The 16,233-nt window shown below is 42.0% G+C and carries 16 protein-coding genes and 2 tRNA genes; 16 read left to right on the top strand and 2 right to left on the bottom strand.

Annotation, left to right across the window (positions count from 1 at the left end; genetic code table 11):
• Nucleotides 1-166 precede the first annotated feature (166 nt).
• The 16 genes from ACZ9AO_RS23845 (at nt 167) to ACZ9AO_RS23770 (ending at nt 15,769) form a co-directional block, all read left to right on the top strand.
• A complete protein-coding gene (locus tag ACZ9AO_RS23845; RefSeq protein WP_476110815.1) occupies nt 167-1,150 on the top strand; it encodes a sulfonate ABC transporter substrate-binding protein in 984 nt (327 codons plus the stop codon).
• Nucleotides 1,151-1,163: 13 nt separating this feature from the next.
• Nucleotides 1,164-2,330: an FMNH2-dependent alkanesulfonate monooxygenase gene (gene ssuD / locus ACZ9AO_RS23840; RefSeq protein WP_476110813.1), complete on the top strand. Its 1,167-nt coding sequence runs from the start codon at nt 1,164-1,166 to the stop codon at nt 2,328-2,330.
• Nucleotides 2,305-3,078, top strand: coding sequence for an aliphatic sulfonate ABC transporter permease SsuC (gene ssuC / locus ACZ9AO_RS23835; RefSeq protein WP_251543731.1), 774 nt, complete (start codon nt 2,305-2,307; stop codon nt 3,076-3,078). Before ssuD ends, ssuC begins: the two co-directional genes overlap by 26 nt.
• 13 nt (nt 3,079-3,091) lie before the next feature.
• A complete protein-coding gene (locus ACZ9AO_RS23830; protein WP_476110811.1) occupies nt 3,092-3,844 on the top strand; it encodes an ATP-binding cassette domain-containing protein in 753 nt (250 codons plus the stop codon).
• A 161-nt stretch (nt 3,845-4,005) separates the two neighbouring features.
• Nucleotides 4,006-4,644, top strand: a complete 639-nt coding sequence (locus ACZ9AO_RS23825; RefSeq protein WP_476110809.1) for a 50S ribosomal protein L25/general stress protein Ctc — start codon at nt 4,006-4,008, stop codon at nt 4,642-4,644.
• A gap of 264 nt (nt 4,645-4,908) precedes the next feature.
• On the top strand, nt 4,909-5,469 hold the full coding sequence (gene pth, locus ACZ9AO_RS23820; protein ID WP_034316321.1) for an aminoacyl-tRNA hydrolase: 561 nt from the start codon (nt 4,909-4,911) through the stop codon (nt 5,467-5,469).
• 105 nt (nt 5,470-5,574) lie between these two features.
• Nucleotides 5,575-5,805: an anti-sigma-F factor Fin family protein gene (locus ACZ9AO_RS23815; RefSeq protein WP_034316319.1), complete on the top strand. Its 231-nt coding sequence runs from the start codon at nt 5,575-5,577 to the stop codon at nt 5,803-5,805.
• A gap of 155 nt (nt 5,806-5,960) precedes the next feature.
• Nucleotides 5,961-9,497 carry a transcription-repair coupling factor gene (mfd, locus tag ACZ9AO_RS23810; protein ID WP_323599549.1) on the top strand — a complete coding sequence of 1,179 codons (3,537 nt, stop codon included), beginning with the start codon at nt 5,961-5,963 and terminating at the stop codon, nt 9,495-9,497.
• Nucleotides 9,498-9,684: 187 nt separating this feature from the next.
• Nucleotides 9,685-10,221, top strand: coding sequence for a stage V sporulation protein T (gene spoVT, locus ACZ9AO_RS23805; protein ID WP_034316314.1), 537 nt, complete (start codon nt 9,685-9,687; stop codon nt 10,219-10,221).
• Nucleotides 10,222-10,443: 222 nt separating this feature from the next.
• Entirely contained in the window at nt 10,444-12,066 is a 1,623-nt protein-coding gene (locus tag ACZ9AO_RS23800; RefSeq protein WP_476110806.1) for a putative polysaccharide biosynthesis protein, read from the top strand.
• Nucleotides 12,059-13,531, top strand: a complete 1,473-nt coding sequence (yabN, locus tag ACZ9AO_RS23795; RefSeq protein WP_251543742.1) for a bifunctional methyltransferase/pyrophosphohydrolase YabN — start codon at nt 12,059-12,061, stop codon at nt 13,529-13,531. The genes ACZ9AO_RS23800 and yabN overlap by 8 nt, the downstream gene beginning before the upstream one ends.
• Nucleotides 13,532-13,554: 23 nt before the next feature.
• Entirely contained in the window at nt 13,555-13,818 is a 264-nt protein-coding gene (locus tag ACZ9AO_RS23790; RefSeq protein ID WP_034316386.1) for an RNA-binding S4 domain-containing protein, read from the top strand.
• Between the two features lie 76 nt (nt 13,819-13,894).
• Complete coding sequence (yabP, locus tag ACZ9AO_RS23785; protein ID WP_476110805.1) at nt 13,895-14,203, top strand: sporulation protein YabP; 309 nt, start codon at nt 13,895-13,897, stop codon at nt 14,201-14,203.
• Nucleotides 14,200-14,832, top strand: coding sequence for a spore cortex biosynthesis protein YabQ (gene yabQ, locus ACZ9AO_RS23780; protein WP_048690026.1), 633 nt, complete (start codon nt 14,200-14,202; stop codon nt 14,830-14,832). The genes yabP and yabQ overlap by 4 nt, the downstream gene beginning before the upstream one ends.
• Nucleotides 14,833-14,845: 13 nt before the next feature.
• On the top strand, nt 14,846-15,232 hold the full coding sequence (locus tag ACZ9AO_RS23775) for an FtsB family cell division protein (protein WP_034316305.1): 387 nt from the start codon (nt 14,846-14,848) through the stop codon (nt 15,230-15,232).
• 81 nt (nt 15,233-15,313) lie between these two features.
• Nucleotides 15,314-15,769, top strand: coding sequence for a S1 domain-containing RNA-binding protein (locus ACZ9AO_RS23770; RefSeq protein WP_034316303.1), 456 nt, complete (start codon nt 15,314-15,316; stop codon nt 15,767-15,769).
• Between the two features lie 165 nt (nt 15,770-15,934).
• On the opposite strand, the gene ACZ9AO_RS23765 is transcribed toward ACZ9AO_RS23770, so the two are convergent.
• Together ACZ9AO_RS23765 and ACZ9AO_RS23760 are read right to left on the bottom strand one after the other, a co-directional pair.
• Nucleotides 15,935-16,006, bottom strand: a tRNA-Glu gene (locus ACZ9AO_RS23765).
• A 20-nt stretch (nt 16,007-16,026) separates the two neighbouring features.
• A tRNA-Met gene (locus tag ACZ9AO_RS23760) sits at nt 16,027-16,100 on the bottom strand.
• Nucleotides 16,101-16,233: the final 133 nt, after the last annotated feature.

The following is a 16,233-nucleotide window of genomic DNA, read 5'->3' as shown; positions in this document are numbered from 1 at the left end:
TGGAATGAAAAACTGTACGTTCCTACTGGTTAACGCCGATCGGACTACCGAAGGCTCCTTTTCACTTACCATTGAACATTAGGCATCTTTTTGCCCTATTGTCCTATTGGTGAAGAAAAGGAGCCTTTTATTTTTATATAAATAGTTTAAGAAGGGTGTGCAGAATATGAAGAAAAAACGAAAGATATGGCTGCTGTCCATCTTCAGCATCATCATGCTGATAATAGTAAGTGCATGCGGGCAGGAAAAGAACAGTTCCACAAGTGCTGATGCAAAAGAATCAGATAAGACCATCCGAATCGGTTATCAAAAATTCGGGACATTAAATATTTTAAAATCAAAAGGGGAGCTGGAAACACATTTAAAGGAAGTGGGATATACAGTCGATTGGACTGAATTCCCTGCAGGACCTCAGCTGCTTGAAGCCTTGAATGTCGGCAGTATTGATTTTGGGCATACAGGGGAGGCACCGCCGATATTTGCACAAGCAGCCAATGCTCCGCTTGTCTATATTGCCAATCAGCCGGCAAACCCATCAGGAGAGGCTATAGTGGTACGAAAGGATTCACCCATTAAAAATGTGAAAGATTTAAAGGGAAAGAAGGTTGGCTTGAATAAAGGTTCCAATGTTCATTATTTATTGGTCAAAGCGTTAGAGGAAGCAGGTCTTACTCTTGATGACATTCAGCCCGTCTACTTGCCACCGGCTGATGCGAGGGCTGCTTTTGAAGGAAACCAAATCGATGCCTGGGTAATATGGGATCCATTTTTATCAGCGGCGGAATTGGAACTTGAAACGAAAACGATTCAGGATGGAGAAGGACTGGTAGCGAATCGGGAATTCTTTTTGGCAACTGATTCATTTGCCGGGAATGAAGAGGCTTTGAAGATTATCAAAGAAGAACTGATAAAAGTTGATAAATGGATTGAAGAAAACCCAAGGGACGTCGCTGAGTTTCTATCTCCGGAAATTGGAATGAGTGTGGAGGCATTGGAAAAAACATTAAATAGAAAAGAATATGGACTTGAGGAGATTTCCAATGGGGTTTTGGATGATCAACAAAAGATTGCCGATACGTTTTACAATCTTAAATTAATCCCAAGCAAGATTAATATTCTGGATGCTTCAACAGATCTTAAAAAACAATAAGGGGGAAATGAAAATGAAAGTATTTTGGTTTTTACCATCGCATGGGGAAAGTCGCTATTTAGGATCGACAAAGGGAGGGAGGGCAATCACGCTTCCTTATTTAAAACAAATAGCACAGGCGGTTGATCATTTGGGGTTTGAAGGGGCTTTGCTTCCGACGGGACGGTCTTGTGAGGATGCATGGGTAGTGGGCTCTTCACTGATTACCGCAACGGAAAGAATGAAATTTCTAGTTGCGATTCGTCCAGGTTTAATGTCGCCAACCTTAGCTGCGCGTATGGCTTCAAGCTTCGACCGGCTGTCGAATGGCCGTCTTTTGATCAATGTTGTAACTGGGGGGGACCCAGTCGAATTGGCAGGTGATGGCGTGTTTCTAAATCATAAGGAACGCTATGGGCAAACAGATGAATTTCTTGATATCTGGAGAAAGGAAATGTCCGGGGATAAAGTGGACTTTGAAGGGAAGCACCTAAAGGTTGAGGGCGGGAATATCCTGTTGCCGTCTGTACAAAAACCGTACCCACCGCTCTATTTCGGAGGTTCATCCGATCCAGCCATCGATATATCGGGAAAGCATATTGATGTGTACTTGACTTGGGGTGAGCCTCCGGTGCAAGTGGCTGAAAAAATTGAAAAGGTACGTAAAAAAGCAGCAGAGTACGGACGAGAAGTCAGATTCGGCATTCGCATGCATGTCATTGTAAGAGAAACGGAAGAAGAAGCTTGGCAGGCAGCGGAAGAACTCATTAAATATGTGGATGATGAAATGATTGAAAATTCACAAAAGATTTTTGAAAGGTTTGATTCAGTGGGCCAAAAGCGGATGTCGCAGCTCCATAACGGAAACAGGGATTCGCTTGAAATCAGCCCTAACCTTTGGGCAGGAGTAGGTCTAGTGCGCGGGGGCGCCGGTACGGCACTGGTAGGGAGTGCAGAAAATGTTGCTGCCAGAATGAAGGAATATGAAGAAATCGGAATAGAATCCTTTGTTTTATCTGGATACCCTCATCTTGAAGAAGCGTACAGAGTTGCAGAATTATTATTCCCTTTACTCCCTGTTGAGAGGCTGCAAGGACCCGTTTCAAAAGCTACGAGCCCATTCGGGGAAATATTGGCTAATGACCACTACCCTACAAAAGGAAGTGAAATTGAAGATGAAGTTAAACAAAAAGTTCAATAAGTTCCACCTTATATCATGGCTTGTGCCCATTCTCCTTTTGGTAACTTGGCAGCTGCTGTCCTTGTGGGGGATTCTGTCGGATCGGATATTGCCTGCCCCGACTGAAGTGTTTCAAGCAGGTGTTGCATTACTGGGGACGGGTGAACTTATTGATTATATCGGCATCAGTGCTCAGCGTGCCTTCATCGGCTTTTTAATAGGCGGGATTATTGGTTTTGTACTTGGTTTATTAAATGGATTATCATCCATTGCTGAAACCTTATTCGATACCTCGCTTCAGATGTTGCGTAATATTCCGCATTTAGCTTTAATACCGCTGGTGATTCTATGGTTTGGTATAGATGAAGAAGCGAAAATCTTCCTTGTCGCTTTAGGGGTTCTATTTCCTATCTATTTAAATACATTTCATGGTGTTAAATCGGTGGATAAGGGATTAATCGAAGCGGCGAGGGTTTATGGGTTGAGTGGTTTTTCTTTATTCTGGAATGTGATTCTCCCTGCAGCCTTTCCATCCATTTTGGTGGGAATCCGCTTCTCACTTGGAATCATGTGGGTCACATTAATTGTCGCAGAAACAATATCCGCTAATTCCGGAATTGGATATATGGCTATGAATGCCCGTGAATTCATGAGGATGGATATTGTTGTTCTTAGTATTCTCTTATATGCCTTATTAGGGAAAATATCGGACGTAGCGGCCAAAATAATTGAAAAAAGATGCTTAAAGTGGCATCCGTCATACCAATGAGGAGGTCATTAACATGCAAAATGGAAATTCGTTGGAGTTGCAGGGTGTAAGAAAGGATTTTGGGGAGTTTGAAGTATTAAAGGGGATGGACCTGACATTTAAAAAGGGAGAATTCATAGCCATTGTCGGTAAGAGTGGATGTGGAAAGAGCACCTTGCTTCGTCTTGTGGCAGGACTGGAAAAGCCGACGGGCGGGCAGATACTGGTGAATGGAAAACCATTGAATGGATTAAATAAATCATCACGGACGATGTTTCAGGATGGCAGGCTTTTTCCTTGGAAAAAAACCCTTCAAAATATTGGCGTAGGCTTGAAAGGGGATTGGAAGTCAAACGCTATGGAATTACTGGAGCAAGTGGGCCTTGCAGATCGAGCAAATGATTGGCCGTCCGTTTTATCTGGAGGGCAAAAACAAAGGGTTGCATTAGCGAGGGCATTGGTTAACCAACCTGATATTCTCCTCTTGGATGAGCCGTTAGGGGCATTGGATGCTTTGACGAGAATTGGCATGCAAAGGCTGATTGAAGAACTATGGAGGAAAAGGGACTTTACTGCCTTACTTGTTACACATGACGTTGAAGAAGCCGTAATGCTTGCCGACCGTGTCATATTAATCGAAGAAGGAAAAGTCGTCATGAATAAGGAAATCAATCTGCCGAGACCACGGAAAAAGGATAGTATTCAATACTCATCACTAGCAGCCCAAATCCTTGACCGAGTGATGCAAGTTGAGGGAAAAATGGAAAAAAAAGCGATTCACGCTTGAATTAGAGAAAAAAGATTTTGCAGAGAATTCCTATGTTTACCATATGTTTATCGCCTTCTTGCTCCCAGCGGATTTTACCTTTCATGTTTAATGATTCACCATTTAGGGAAATGTTAAATATAGAGAAACTTGTAATTCATATTTAGGAAGGCGGAGGATGTATGAGTAATATATTAGCTGCAAAAGAACGTACGGATTCAAAACACTCTAATTTAAGGAATTTGAGGGAAAGCGGCGAAATCCCTGCGATCGTATATGGCAATAAAAATGACAGTACGGCCATTTCCGTCAATAATATCGAGCTTCAAAAGACAATCAAGGAAATAGGCCGTAATGGAATCATTTCTTTGGACTTGGAAGGTAAGAGTTATAAAGTCATGCTCTCTGACTATCAAAAGGATCCACTAAAAAACTCCATTTATCATGCAGACTTTTTAATTGTGGATATGTCCGCTCAATTACAGGCACAAGTTCGCATTCACCTTGTCGGTGTTTGTAAAGGCGTGAAAGACGGTGGGGTCCTCCAGCAGTCTCTTCATGAAGTGACGGTCACGGCTAAACCTAATGACATTCCTGACTCCATCGATGTTGACGTTACCGAACTTCAGGTAGGGGATACAATCTACATATCCGATATCCAAACGAATAAGCAAGTTACAATCGGCCACGATGGTGAAGAAGTTGTTGCATCTGTTTTGGCTCCTCGCCAGGAAGAGGAAATAAGTACGGGCGAACAGCAGGATGGCGGTATCCCTGAAAATGAAGAAGGCAGGGAAACCAAGGCATCACCAGAGTCATGATGCCGGGATTAAACAAGTGAATCATGATATAATAGGCGTAGCTCTTAACGAGTTACGTCTTTTCAATCTCTGGATGCATCCATTTAAATCGGACAGATTTTTTTTCGTAATGGGATCCTTTAATTTGGATTTTACCTAATTAGTTCTCCGGTCGCTTGCAGTCCAGCTTGAAATTAGGGTACTATTTTTCTAAGGTCGATGGATCTTGGAAAAACTTCGTCCCAGTGTAACTCCCTAAATAACCGTAATGACGGAGTGTGAATCATGAAAATTATTGTAGGGTTAGGGAACCCCGGTAAACAATATGAAAAAACCCGGCATAACGTCGGATTTGAAGTAATAGATGAGTTATCCAGGAGATGGTCGATCCCTCTTGATCAAGCAAAACATAAGGGGATATATGGTTCAGGAATGGTAAAGGGAGAAAAAGTTTTATTGCTTAAACCTTTAACCTATATGAATTTGTCAGGAGAATCCATTTCGGCTGTCATGCATTTCTTTAAGGTGGATATCGCGGATGTGGTCATAATATATGATGACCTTGATTTGCCTCCAGGAAAGCTTCGCCTTCGTCAAAAAGGAAGTGCAGGCGGTCATAACGGGATAAAATCTTCAATTGCCCATTTGGGTACACAGGAATTCAATCGAATCAGAATAGGCATTGGCCGCCCGATTGGCCGCATTCCGGTATCTGACTATGTATTAGGGCGTTTTTCGCCTGAAGAATGGGATCATGTCGGGGCAACGATCGAAAAAAGCGCAGCTTCATGTGAAGCCTGGTTGGAAAAACCATTTATACAGGTCATGAACGAATATAACCAATAAGCAGAGAGTAGATATAAGTAAAGAATAATATCTTCCTGTTTCGCTGAATAAAAACCCTCTACTTTTGTACATACTAACACTATTACAAAAATAGGGGGTTACCAAATGGCTCTCCATTATCGATGCCGACATTGCGGAACTAAGCTGGGCTCAATCGAGGCACACTCACTGAGTACGGAGCAGTTAGGTTTTAATCAACTTACCGATGAAGAGCGACAAGAGATGATCGTTTATGATTCTGAAGGGGATATGCATGTAAGGGCGATATGTGAAGATTGCCATGAATCGCTGCAAAGAAACCCTGATTTATATGAAAACGATTATATTATTCATTAGCGGGAGAGGGCTTTGGACAAAATCCAAAGCATTTTTCCGTTTGTCTGGAATACCAGGGCACAAAAAGTTGCCGTTAATAAAGAGAATCTTGGTGATGGCCAAGTTCAAATACAGCAAATGGTTTTTCGCACGTTAAAGAGAGGGGGGGAAAGAAAATGAATGGATTGCAGAACTTGTTCTCCAAACAAGATGATGTTCATTCGTTAATAGCCGGCATCGATGAAGGGCTTAAGGAGCAAATCGTCTCTGGTCTCACAGGTTCCTCGAGATCGCTATTGCTGGCTTCCGTATATGAAAAGACGAATAGGCCTATTTTATTAGTTACCCATAATTTATTGCAAGCACAAAAATTCCATGAGGACTTATCAAGTTTCATTCCCGAGGAAGAATTATATATATATCCAGCCAATGAATTGATTGCGGCTGATTTGAGTGTTGCAAGCCCGGAATTAAGGGCCCAACGTGTTGAGGCATTGAATTTTTGGGCAGAGGGAAAGAAAGGGATTGTCATTGCCCCTATTCCTGGGGTGCGTCGTGTGCTTCCTCCAAAGGATATTTGGAAGAGGCATCAGCTAGCGTTTAATCTAGGGGAAGACATCGAGCTTGAATCAACGCTTAATAAATTCATTGCCATGGGTTATAACCGGTCTGAAATGGTTGCTTCTCCAGGTGAATTCAGTATCAGGGGCGGTATCATCGATATTTACCCGATCACCGAACCTAATCCAATACGAATTGAATTATTCGATACCGAAATAGATTCAATAAGGACTTTTTCAAGTGAAGATCAGCGATCCATCGAAAAACTCAAGAAAGTGACGATCGGTCCCGTCAGTGAGGCTTTGCTAGAGACGGAGCATATCGAAAGAATCATAACTAGGCTCGAGAGCGGATTAAGTAAAAGCTTGAAGAAACTTAAGGACGAGAAAACCAAGGAACAGCTGGTCCAAACGATCAGTTATGAACTTGAACAGCTGAAAATGGGGAATATACCCGACAAAATCTTTAAATACTTAAGTTTGGCATATGAAGATCCAGCTAGTTTAATAGATTATTTACCGGTAAATGGTTTGGTTTTCTTAGATGAAATCAGTAGAATCCAGGAAATCAATGATTCTTTGGAAAAGGAAGAGGCTGGCTGGTACACGGACCTTTTAAGTCAGGGACAAATAATCCATGACATTAAATTAGCTCATCCCATGCAGGAATTAATAATGAAATCCAGCAGGCCGTTTGTATACCTTTCATTGTTTTTACGGCATGTACCGCATACGAATCCTCAGAATATCCTGAATTTTGCCAGTAAACAAATGCAAAATTTCCATGGACAGATGAATGTGTTCAAAGCTGAACTGGAACGTTGGAAAAAAGGGAAATATACAGTCGTCATACTTGGACAGGATGAAGAACGGGTAAAAAAGCTGCATTCGGTTTTAGCCGACTATGATATAGAGGCTGCAGAACTGTTTAATGCTGACAGCATCCTTCCAGGTAAAGTACAGATTTTACGCGGCAGTCTGAATAGCGGCTTTGAATTGCCTATGCAAAAATTCAGTATCATTACGGAAACGGAATTGTTTAATAAGAAGTCAAAGAAATCGGTACGGAGACAGAAACTATCGAATGCAGAGCGAATCAAGAGTTATTCCGAACTGAAGATCGGTGACTATGTCGTTCATGTTAACCACGGTATCGGTAAATACTTAGGTATTGAAACCCTTACAATAAATGGGGTCCATAAAGATTACCTGAATATTCGTTATCAAGCGGATGATAAATTGTATGTTCCTGTCGACCAAATTGATCTTGTCCAAAAATATGTCGGTTCTGAAGGAAAAGAGCCAAAGCTTTATAAGCTAGGCGGAACGGAATGGAAACGTGTCAAAAGCAAGGTTCAATCATCCGTTGAGAACATTGCCGATGATTTAATCAAGTTATACGCAGAAAGAGAAGCTGCAAAGGGCTATGCCTTTTCCCCTGATGGTGATATGCAGAGGGAATTCGAAACATCATTCGCTTATAACGAAACGGAAGATCAATTACGTTCCATAGTCGAAATCAAAAAGGATATGGAACGGGAACGGCCTATGGATCGTTTATTATGCGGCGATGTTGGATATGGGAAGACAGAGGTGGCGATCCGGGCCGCTTTTAAAGCCATAATGGATGGGAAGCAGGTTGCGTTTCTAGTTCCGACCACAATCCTTGCCCAGCAGCATTATGAAACATTAAGGGAGCGTTTTCAGGATTATCCGATTTCGATTGGCCATATGAGCCGCTTCCGGACTAAAAAGCAGCAAACGGAGACGATAAAAGGATTGAAGGCCGGCACGGTGGATATTGTGGTTGGCACGCATAGGATTTTATCCAAAGATATCGTATACCGCGATTTGGGATTACTTATCATTGATGAAGAACAGCGCTTTGGCGTTACACATAAGGAAAAGATCAAACGGTTAAAAACTAATGTGGATGTACTGACTTTGACTGCGACACCGATTCCGAGGACCCTTCATATGTCGATGCTGGGCGTGAGGGATCTGTCCGTCATCGAAACACCGCCTGAGAACCGGTTTCCGATCCAAACTTATGTCATGGAGTATAATGGCTCATTGGTAACGGAGGCGATAGAACGGGAATTGGCCAGGGGCGGTCAGGTTTATTTCCTTTACAATCGGGTAGAGGATATAGCAAGAAAAGCAGAAGAAATTTCCATGCTTGTGCCCGATGCCCGTGTTACCTATGCTCATGGGCAAATGACAGAGCAAGAACTGGAAGCTGTCATGTTCGGCTTTTTGGAAGGCGAATATGATGTTTTGGTAAGTACAACCATTATAGAGACGGGTGTTGATATCCCGAATGTCAATACGCTTATCGTGAATGAAGCGGATAGAATGGGACTTTCACAGCTCTATCAGCTGCGTGGCCGTGTAGGTCGATCCAATCGGGTGGCATATGCATTCTTCACTTATAGGAAAGATAAAGTGTTGACGGAAGTGGCAGAAAAGCGTCTTCAATCCATTAAGGAATTTACAGAATTGGGTTCAGGGTTCAAAATCGCGATGCGTGATTTATCCATCAGGGGAGCTGGAAACATTCTAGGGGCTCAACAACATGGCTTCATCGATTCGGTTGGTTTTGATCTGTATTCACAAATGCTGAAAGAAGCGGTGGATGCGAAACGCAATGACCAACCAGCCGAAGAGAAGAACACACTGGAAATTGACGTTGAAGTGGATGCTTATATCCCTGATGCCTACATAATGGATGGACATCAGAAAATAGAAATGTATAAAAGGTTCAGAGGTATCGCTTCACTTGAAGAAGTGGAAGAATTACAGGATGAAATGATCGATCGTTTCGGAGAGTATCCAGAAGAGGTTTCCTATTTATTCATGATTGCCGAAATGAAGGTATATGCTGAAAAGGCCGGAATTGAAAGCATTAAACAATTAAAGCAGGAAATCAGCATTCTCCTTAGGGAAAAGGTCAGCAGCGATGTGGATGGACAAAAAGTGTTCGAGCTGGGATCGAAGTATGGCCGTATGGTGGGCTTCGGCATGGACGGCAATCGAATGAAGCTGGTCCTGCACATAAAAGGCGTGGAACAAAGCAAATGGCTCAATATCTTATTTGAGATGGCCAAGGGTTTACAGTATGTAAAAAAAGAGACGCAAGCCACTAAAAACTAGAATTGATGATTGTCCTCTTGAAGAAATTTTTTTAGGTACCATGGTAAAAAAATGCAACAAAAAGAAAAATTTTTTCAAAATGCATAGAACTTACCATTAGAAAAATACTAAGTACAATAGCTGGTGATGATTTTGCTACAAAATGAGGATTTATCAAATCAATTAGATGAAAGTGAGGCAACATTAGATGAAAGCAACTGGTATCGTTCGCCGAATTGATGATTTAGGAAGAGTCGTCATCCCGAAGGAAATTCGCAGGACACTCCGTATTCGTGAAGGAGATCCACTGGAAATATTTGTGGATAGAGATGGTGAAGTCATCCTAAAGAAATACTCTCCAATTAGTGAATTAGGCGATTTTGCAAGGGAATATGCAGAAGCACTATATGATAGCCTTGGAAACCCAGTTATGATTTGTGACAGGGATACTTACATTGCGGTGGCAGGCGGCTCCAAAAAAGAATACTTAAACAAAAGTGTTAGTGACCTAGTTGAAAAGATCATGGAAGAAAGAAATCCTGTTTTAGAGTCTCCGAACGGACAAGTCTCATTCGTTGATTCCAATGATGAAGAGGTCCAATCTTATACTGCAGCTCCGATCATTGCGAGTGGCGACCCGATTGGTGCCGTCTTGATTTTCTCTAAAGACAGCACCATTGGTGAAGTGGAACAGAAATCGGTTGAAACAGCAGCAAGCTTCCTAGCTAGACAAATGGAACAGTAACCTTGGACATGCATTCATATCTTAAAAGATGGAAAGGGCAGCATTCGCGCTGTCCTTTTTGCTCTTTCTAAAAGGTTAACCGGATTGGGGCGGAAATAAAGAGGGGGAGAATATTTTTCGAGGTGAATATGGAAAATGATTTACAGTATTGCTGGGATTGAAAAATAACCACTAGAATTATGCTATAATAACTACCACATATGAGTGAAAAGGGGAAAAAGAATGGCTGAAAAGCCTAATAAAACATCAAATGAACTTTTTCGAGGTGCGTTGATTTTGAGCGCTGCAGCGATTATCGTAAAAGTTTTGAGCGCGGCCTATCGCATACCTTATCAGAACATTGCAGGTGACATCGGGTTTTATATCTATCAACAGGTTTATCCCTTCTACGGTGTTGCTTTTACATTATCGACAATCGGCTTTCCGGTAGTCATATCCAAACTTATTGCAGAACGGGAGTCTTCCAAAAATAACTTTGCGGTCAAGGACATCTTGGTGACATCATTCGTCGTCCTAAGTTCGATAAGTGTCATGATGTTTGCTGCACTATTCCTTGGCGCCGATTGGATTGCAGGATGGATGAAGGATCCACATTTAGCCGGTCTGCTGAGGATCGTTGCCTATTCCTATTTATTAATGCCGATTTCTTCTGTATTAAGAGGCTATTTTCAAGGAATAAACGACATGTTACCGACGGCAAGTTCGCAGGTCGCTGAACAATGCATCCGGGTATTGACGATACTGGTCCTTTCCACAATATTCATGCATCTGGGCTACTCTGATTATGTTGTCGGCAAGGGGGCGGTCCTCGGTTCGATAACAGGCGGCATTACTGGCTTGGTACTGCTTATTGCTTTCGTTATTTTAAGAGAAGAATGGAAGCTTTTTTTACGAATGAGAATCAAACCGGTGAATTTCATCAAAATTTCCAAAGCCCTGGTTTTCCAAGGATTGGCCTTTTGCATTACTGGTTTGATCCTTATCTTGTTTCAGTTTGTCGATTCACTGCACCTGTATTCCCTGCTAAGGGAAACGGGGATGGGGGAAAGGGAAGCCAAAGAATGGAAAGGGGTATATGATCGAGGACAGCCTTTGCTTCAGCTAGGTACAGTCGTGGCTAATTCCTTTGCATTGGCGCTTGTACCTGTCATATCCGGATTCGTTCAGAGTAAAAGTCAACTTGAATTATTGAATAAGATCAAATTGGCGCTTCGTGTAAGTGCGACGATCGGGGTCGCTGCTGCGATCGGGCTGGTGGTGACGATGAAGCCTGTCAATCATATGCTGTTCACTGATGTTAAAGGGACGATTACTTTAGCAATATTCTCTTTATCGATTTTATTCACATCCCTCATAATGGCGGAAGCGGCAGTGATTCAAAGTTTAGGTCATTCGTTCGTGCCGGTGATCATCACGATTGTGGGGGTGGGCAGCAAGTGGGCTTTGAACCTTGTTCTGGTGCCCCATTACAAAATCGCGGGAGCAGCCTCGGCAACAGTAATTGCGTATATGATCATGACGGTATTATTTTATGTGGTATTGAGAGTACATATCAAAAAGACATTAATTGAAAAGCGGCATGTGCTAATAATCCTGAAGAGTACGGTTTACATGGGTGCGGCGGTTGTTTTATTCAATTGTTTATTCGAATGGATGTCCTCAGGCGAAAGCCGGTTGTTGGCCACGATCCAAGCTTTGATCGGTGTAGGGATCGGTGCAGCCGTGTTTGTGATGACCGCCATTCGTGCAGGCTTATTTGGTGAAGAAGAACTTTCACTTATACCTGCAGGTTCAAAGCTTAAACGATTTATAATAACGAATAGGAGTATACGAAATCATGAATGAGATTACGATAATAGGCCTTGGTGCTGGGAATCTAGAGCAGCTTCCATTAGGGATTTATAAAAAATTGGTTCAAACGGAACAATGCTACGTCAGAACGGCTGATCATCCGGTAATCGGGGATTTGAAAAGGGAAGGAATAAATTTCACGGCGTTTGACGGGATATATGAAAAGCACGACCAATTTGAAGACGTATATGAAGAAATTGCCGAAACATTATTAGACGAGGCCTCGAACCGTTCCGTTTTATACGCAGTTCCGGGGCATCCGATGGTTGCGGAAAAAACGGTACAGCTTTTGCTTGAAAAGGGTCCGGCTCTTGGAATAGCCATTAAGCTCGAAGGCGGGCAAAGTTTCCTTGACCCATTGTTTCAGGCTGTTAGGATCGATCCAATTGAAGGGTTTCAGCTATTGGATGGAACAGATCTTTCACCGGATGATTTACACATTACCCAGCATATGATAATCGGACAGGTGTATGACGCATTCAGTGCATCCGATGTGAAGCTGACTTTGATGGAAAAGCTACCGGATGACTACGAGGTATATATCGTAACTGCGGCAGGCAGCAGTCAGGAAAAAGTGACAAAATGTGCCCTTTTCGAACTCGACCGTCAGATGGAGTTAAGTAACTTGACGAGTGTTTATGTTCCGCCCGTTAAAGATGAAGCTTTACGATATAGGGAGTTTTCTAAGCTGCGGCGGGTCATCGCAGAACTTAGAGGTCCTGACGGATGTCCGTGGGATAAGAAACAAACTCATGAAAGCTTGAAGAAATATCTAATAGAAGAAGCATATGAGCTGATTGATTCCATCGATGAAGGTGACGATGAGGGTATGGTTGGTGAACTTGGGGATGTCCTGCTTCAGGTGATGCTTCATTCACAAATCGGTGAAGATGAGGGCATGTTCACGATAGATGATGTGATTGAAGGCATTACGGCAAAAATGATTCGGCGCCACCCTCATGTATTCGGAGATGTTGAAGTGAACGGTGAGGAAGATGTATTGGTGAACTGGCAAAAAATCAAAGAAGGTGAAAAGGGAGGCGAATCAAAAGCTCTGAAATCCATACTGGATGGTATTGAGAAATCGCTGCCAAACTTACTTCGGGCCGAAGAGTATCAAAAAAGGGCTGCGAAGGTTGGATTTGATTGGGATGAGGTTTCCGAAGCCTGGAAAAAGGTCAGGGAAGAAGTGCAGGAATTGGAAGAGGAAATATTAAGTCCGAACAGGGATACCGAAAGAATAAAATCAGAGCTGGGCGACCTCTTTTTTGCGCTTGTCAACATTTCACGTTATTATGACATACAAGCGGAAGAAGCCGTCTACAAAGCAAACCAGAAATTCCACCAGCGTTTTACATATATAGAAGAGTGCATTCAAAGGGCAGACAAAAAATTTGAGGATTATACATTGGAAGAATTGGATTCATATTGGGATGAAGCAAAAGCTAAAGGACTTTAATTAAGGGAGAGATTTGAATGTCGATGAGATTGGATAAATTCCTAAAGGTTTCAAGGTTGATCAAGCGCCGCACACTTGCGAAAGAGGTTGCGGATAAAGGGAGAATCACGATTAACGGACAACAGGCCAAAGCAAGTTCTAATGTGAAAGATGGCGATGAGCTGACAGTCAGATTCGGTCAAAAGCTTGTTACGGTACGTGTCGATAAAATTCAAGAAACGACGAAAAAAGAAGCGGCTGCAGATATGTATACCATCGTAAAGGAAGAAAAGCTAGCGGAGGAGTAAGGACAGGCTTGGTTCTAATTCCACTCTTACGGACATACACTTGTACAAAATCAGTGGTACTGTGAGGGATGATGAAATGAGCCAATATATTGATCCGAATGCTGGTTACACAAAGGGAACGACCCAAGAGCATGATGTAACGATGAAAGGCCGCCGTTTCCTTGATATTACCGGTGTCAAACAAGTTGAAAGCTTTGATAATGAAGAGTTTCTGCTCGAAACGTCAATGGGATTCTTATCTATCCGGGGCCAAAACTTGCAAATGAAGAATTTGGACGTTGATAAAGGCATCGTTTCCATTAAGGGAAAGATTTTCGACCTTGTTTATTTAGATGAGCAATCAGGGGAGAAAGCTAAAGGATTCTTTGGCAAGTTGTTCAAATGACTTTAACGATCCAATTTTATACGTTGCTTGCAATGATAGGCATGGGCAGTGGCTTTGGAGCTGCCCTGGATACGTATAGCCGGTTCCTGAATCGTTCAGAAAGGAAAAGGTGGATTGTATTCATCCATGACTTCCTTTTCTGGATCATTCAGGGTCTCCTTATTTTTTATGTTTTGTTTTTAGTGAATGAGGGAGAGTTTCGCCTCTATTTATTTTTGGCCTTATTATGCGGTTTTTCAGCTTATCAAGCACTTTTCAAAGGATTCTATCAACGTTTTTTGGAGTTTTTGATAATACTTGTGATAAAGTTGGCGAGATTTATAGCGAATTCGGTTCACATGCTGATATTTCTACCGATAAAATGGGTAATAGTATCCATATTAGCCATCATCATCGGGATAGGTAAGTTCGTTTTGACCTTATTAAAATGGGCGGGGAAAATACTTCTCTTTATTTTGAATATATTCTGGAGACCATTAAAATGGATTCTGACTTATATATGGAATTTATTGCCGGTTTTTGTTACGAAAAACGTCGGGAAGTTTTATAATAAAGGAAAAGGGATTTTATTGAAAATAAAGAATTCTATATTTAGAACGCTAAATGGATGGAAAAATAAAAAGAAATGAGGAGCGATAAAAAATGAGTAGCCTGCGTAAAAGGAAAGTGGCAAAAATAGAAAATCCCTACGTCGCTCAACAAGAGAAAAAAGTACAAACCGTAGAAAAAAAGAAGCGTGGTCTAATGCGTAGATTAACTCTTTACTCAGTTTTCGCCGCTGTCTTTTTGATTTTTGCCGTTTCCACCCTCATAACGCAAAATGTTGCACTGGATGAGAAAGTTCAGCAAAAGCAAGAATTGAAGGGAAAGTTAGCTGAATTGAAAAAAGACGAGACCCTTCTTAAAGAAGAAATCGTAAAGCTTAATGACGACGATTATATAGCAAAAATAGCAAGACGGGATTATTTCTTGTCTGAAAAGGGTGAAATCATTTTTACCCTTCCAAAAGGGAAGGAAGATAGTGACTAATATTGACACTGTTTTTTTACTTTCGTTATAATATAGGGTGAAGAGATTTTTTTAACATTTCTAAGGAGGAACATTTTTTTTATGTCAATCGAAGTAGGCAGCAAGTTACAAGGTAAAGTAACAGGCATAACTAATTTTGGTGCATTTGTAGAGCTACCTCAAGGTTCAACCGGTCTTGTCCATATCAGTGAAGTGGCTGATAACTATGTCAAGGATATCAATGATCATTTAAAAGTGGGCGATACAGTTGAGGTGAAAGTCATCAACGTTAAAGATGGCAAGATTGGCTTGTCCATAAAAAAAGCGATAGACCGTCCTGAAGTTGAGCAAAAACCTGCATACACACCACGTCCGCGCCAAGGTAGAGGGAATGACAGCCGTTCCAAAGACTTCCGCTCGAAAGGTAATGGTTTCCAACCGAAAGAAAACTTTGAGCAAAAAATGGCTAAATTCTTAAAAGATAGCGAAGACCGCTTAACGACCCTAAAACGTAGCACCGAAACGAAGCGGGGAGGTCGAGGAGGAAGACGCGGATAAAACTGCTGCTGAAAAATAATAGTTTAGCAACTTTTCCTGTGAAATTATTCATAGTGTAGATAAAGGCAAGCTTGCCGGCTTGTCTTCTTTTATTATCAACGACATAAAAAAAGCGCCTCTGTACACTTACTGATATAAGTGTGCAGAGGCGCTTTTGGTATTTGATGACCCGTACGGGATTCGAACCCGTGTTACCGCCGTGAAAGGGCGGTGTCTTAACCGCTTGACCAACGGGCCGTAAGTTTCATGATAAAAGATAGCGGCAGAGGGGATCGAACCCCCGACCTCACGGGTATGAACCGTACGCTCTAGCCAGCTGAGCTACGCCGCCATGATGGTAAGTGCTACTGAAGCACAAGTTATATCTTACATTCGTGAAGAAAAAATGTCAACAAAAATATTAAAGTTTGTCGGTTTCCATTTCCTTATTATTTATTCGGGTTATTTTCCGCAAAAATAACCTA

The organism is Peribacillus sp. TE19612, from assembly GCF_056279465.1.
This window is presented reverse-complemented; position numbering and strand designations above follow the sequence as displayed.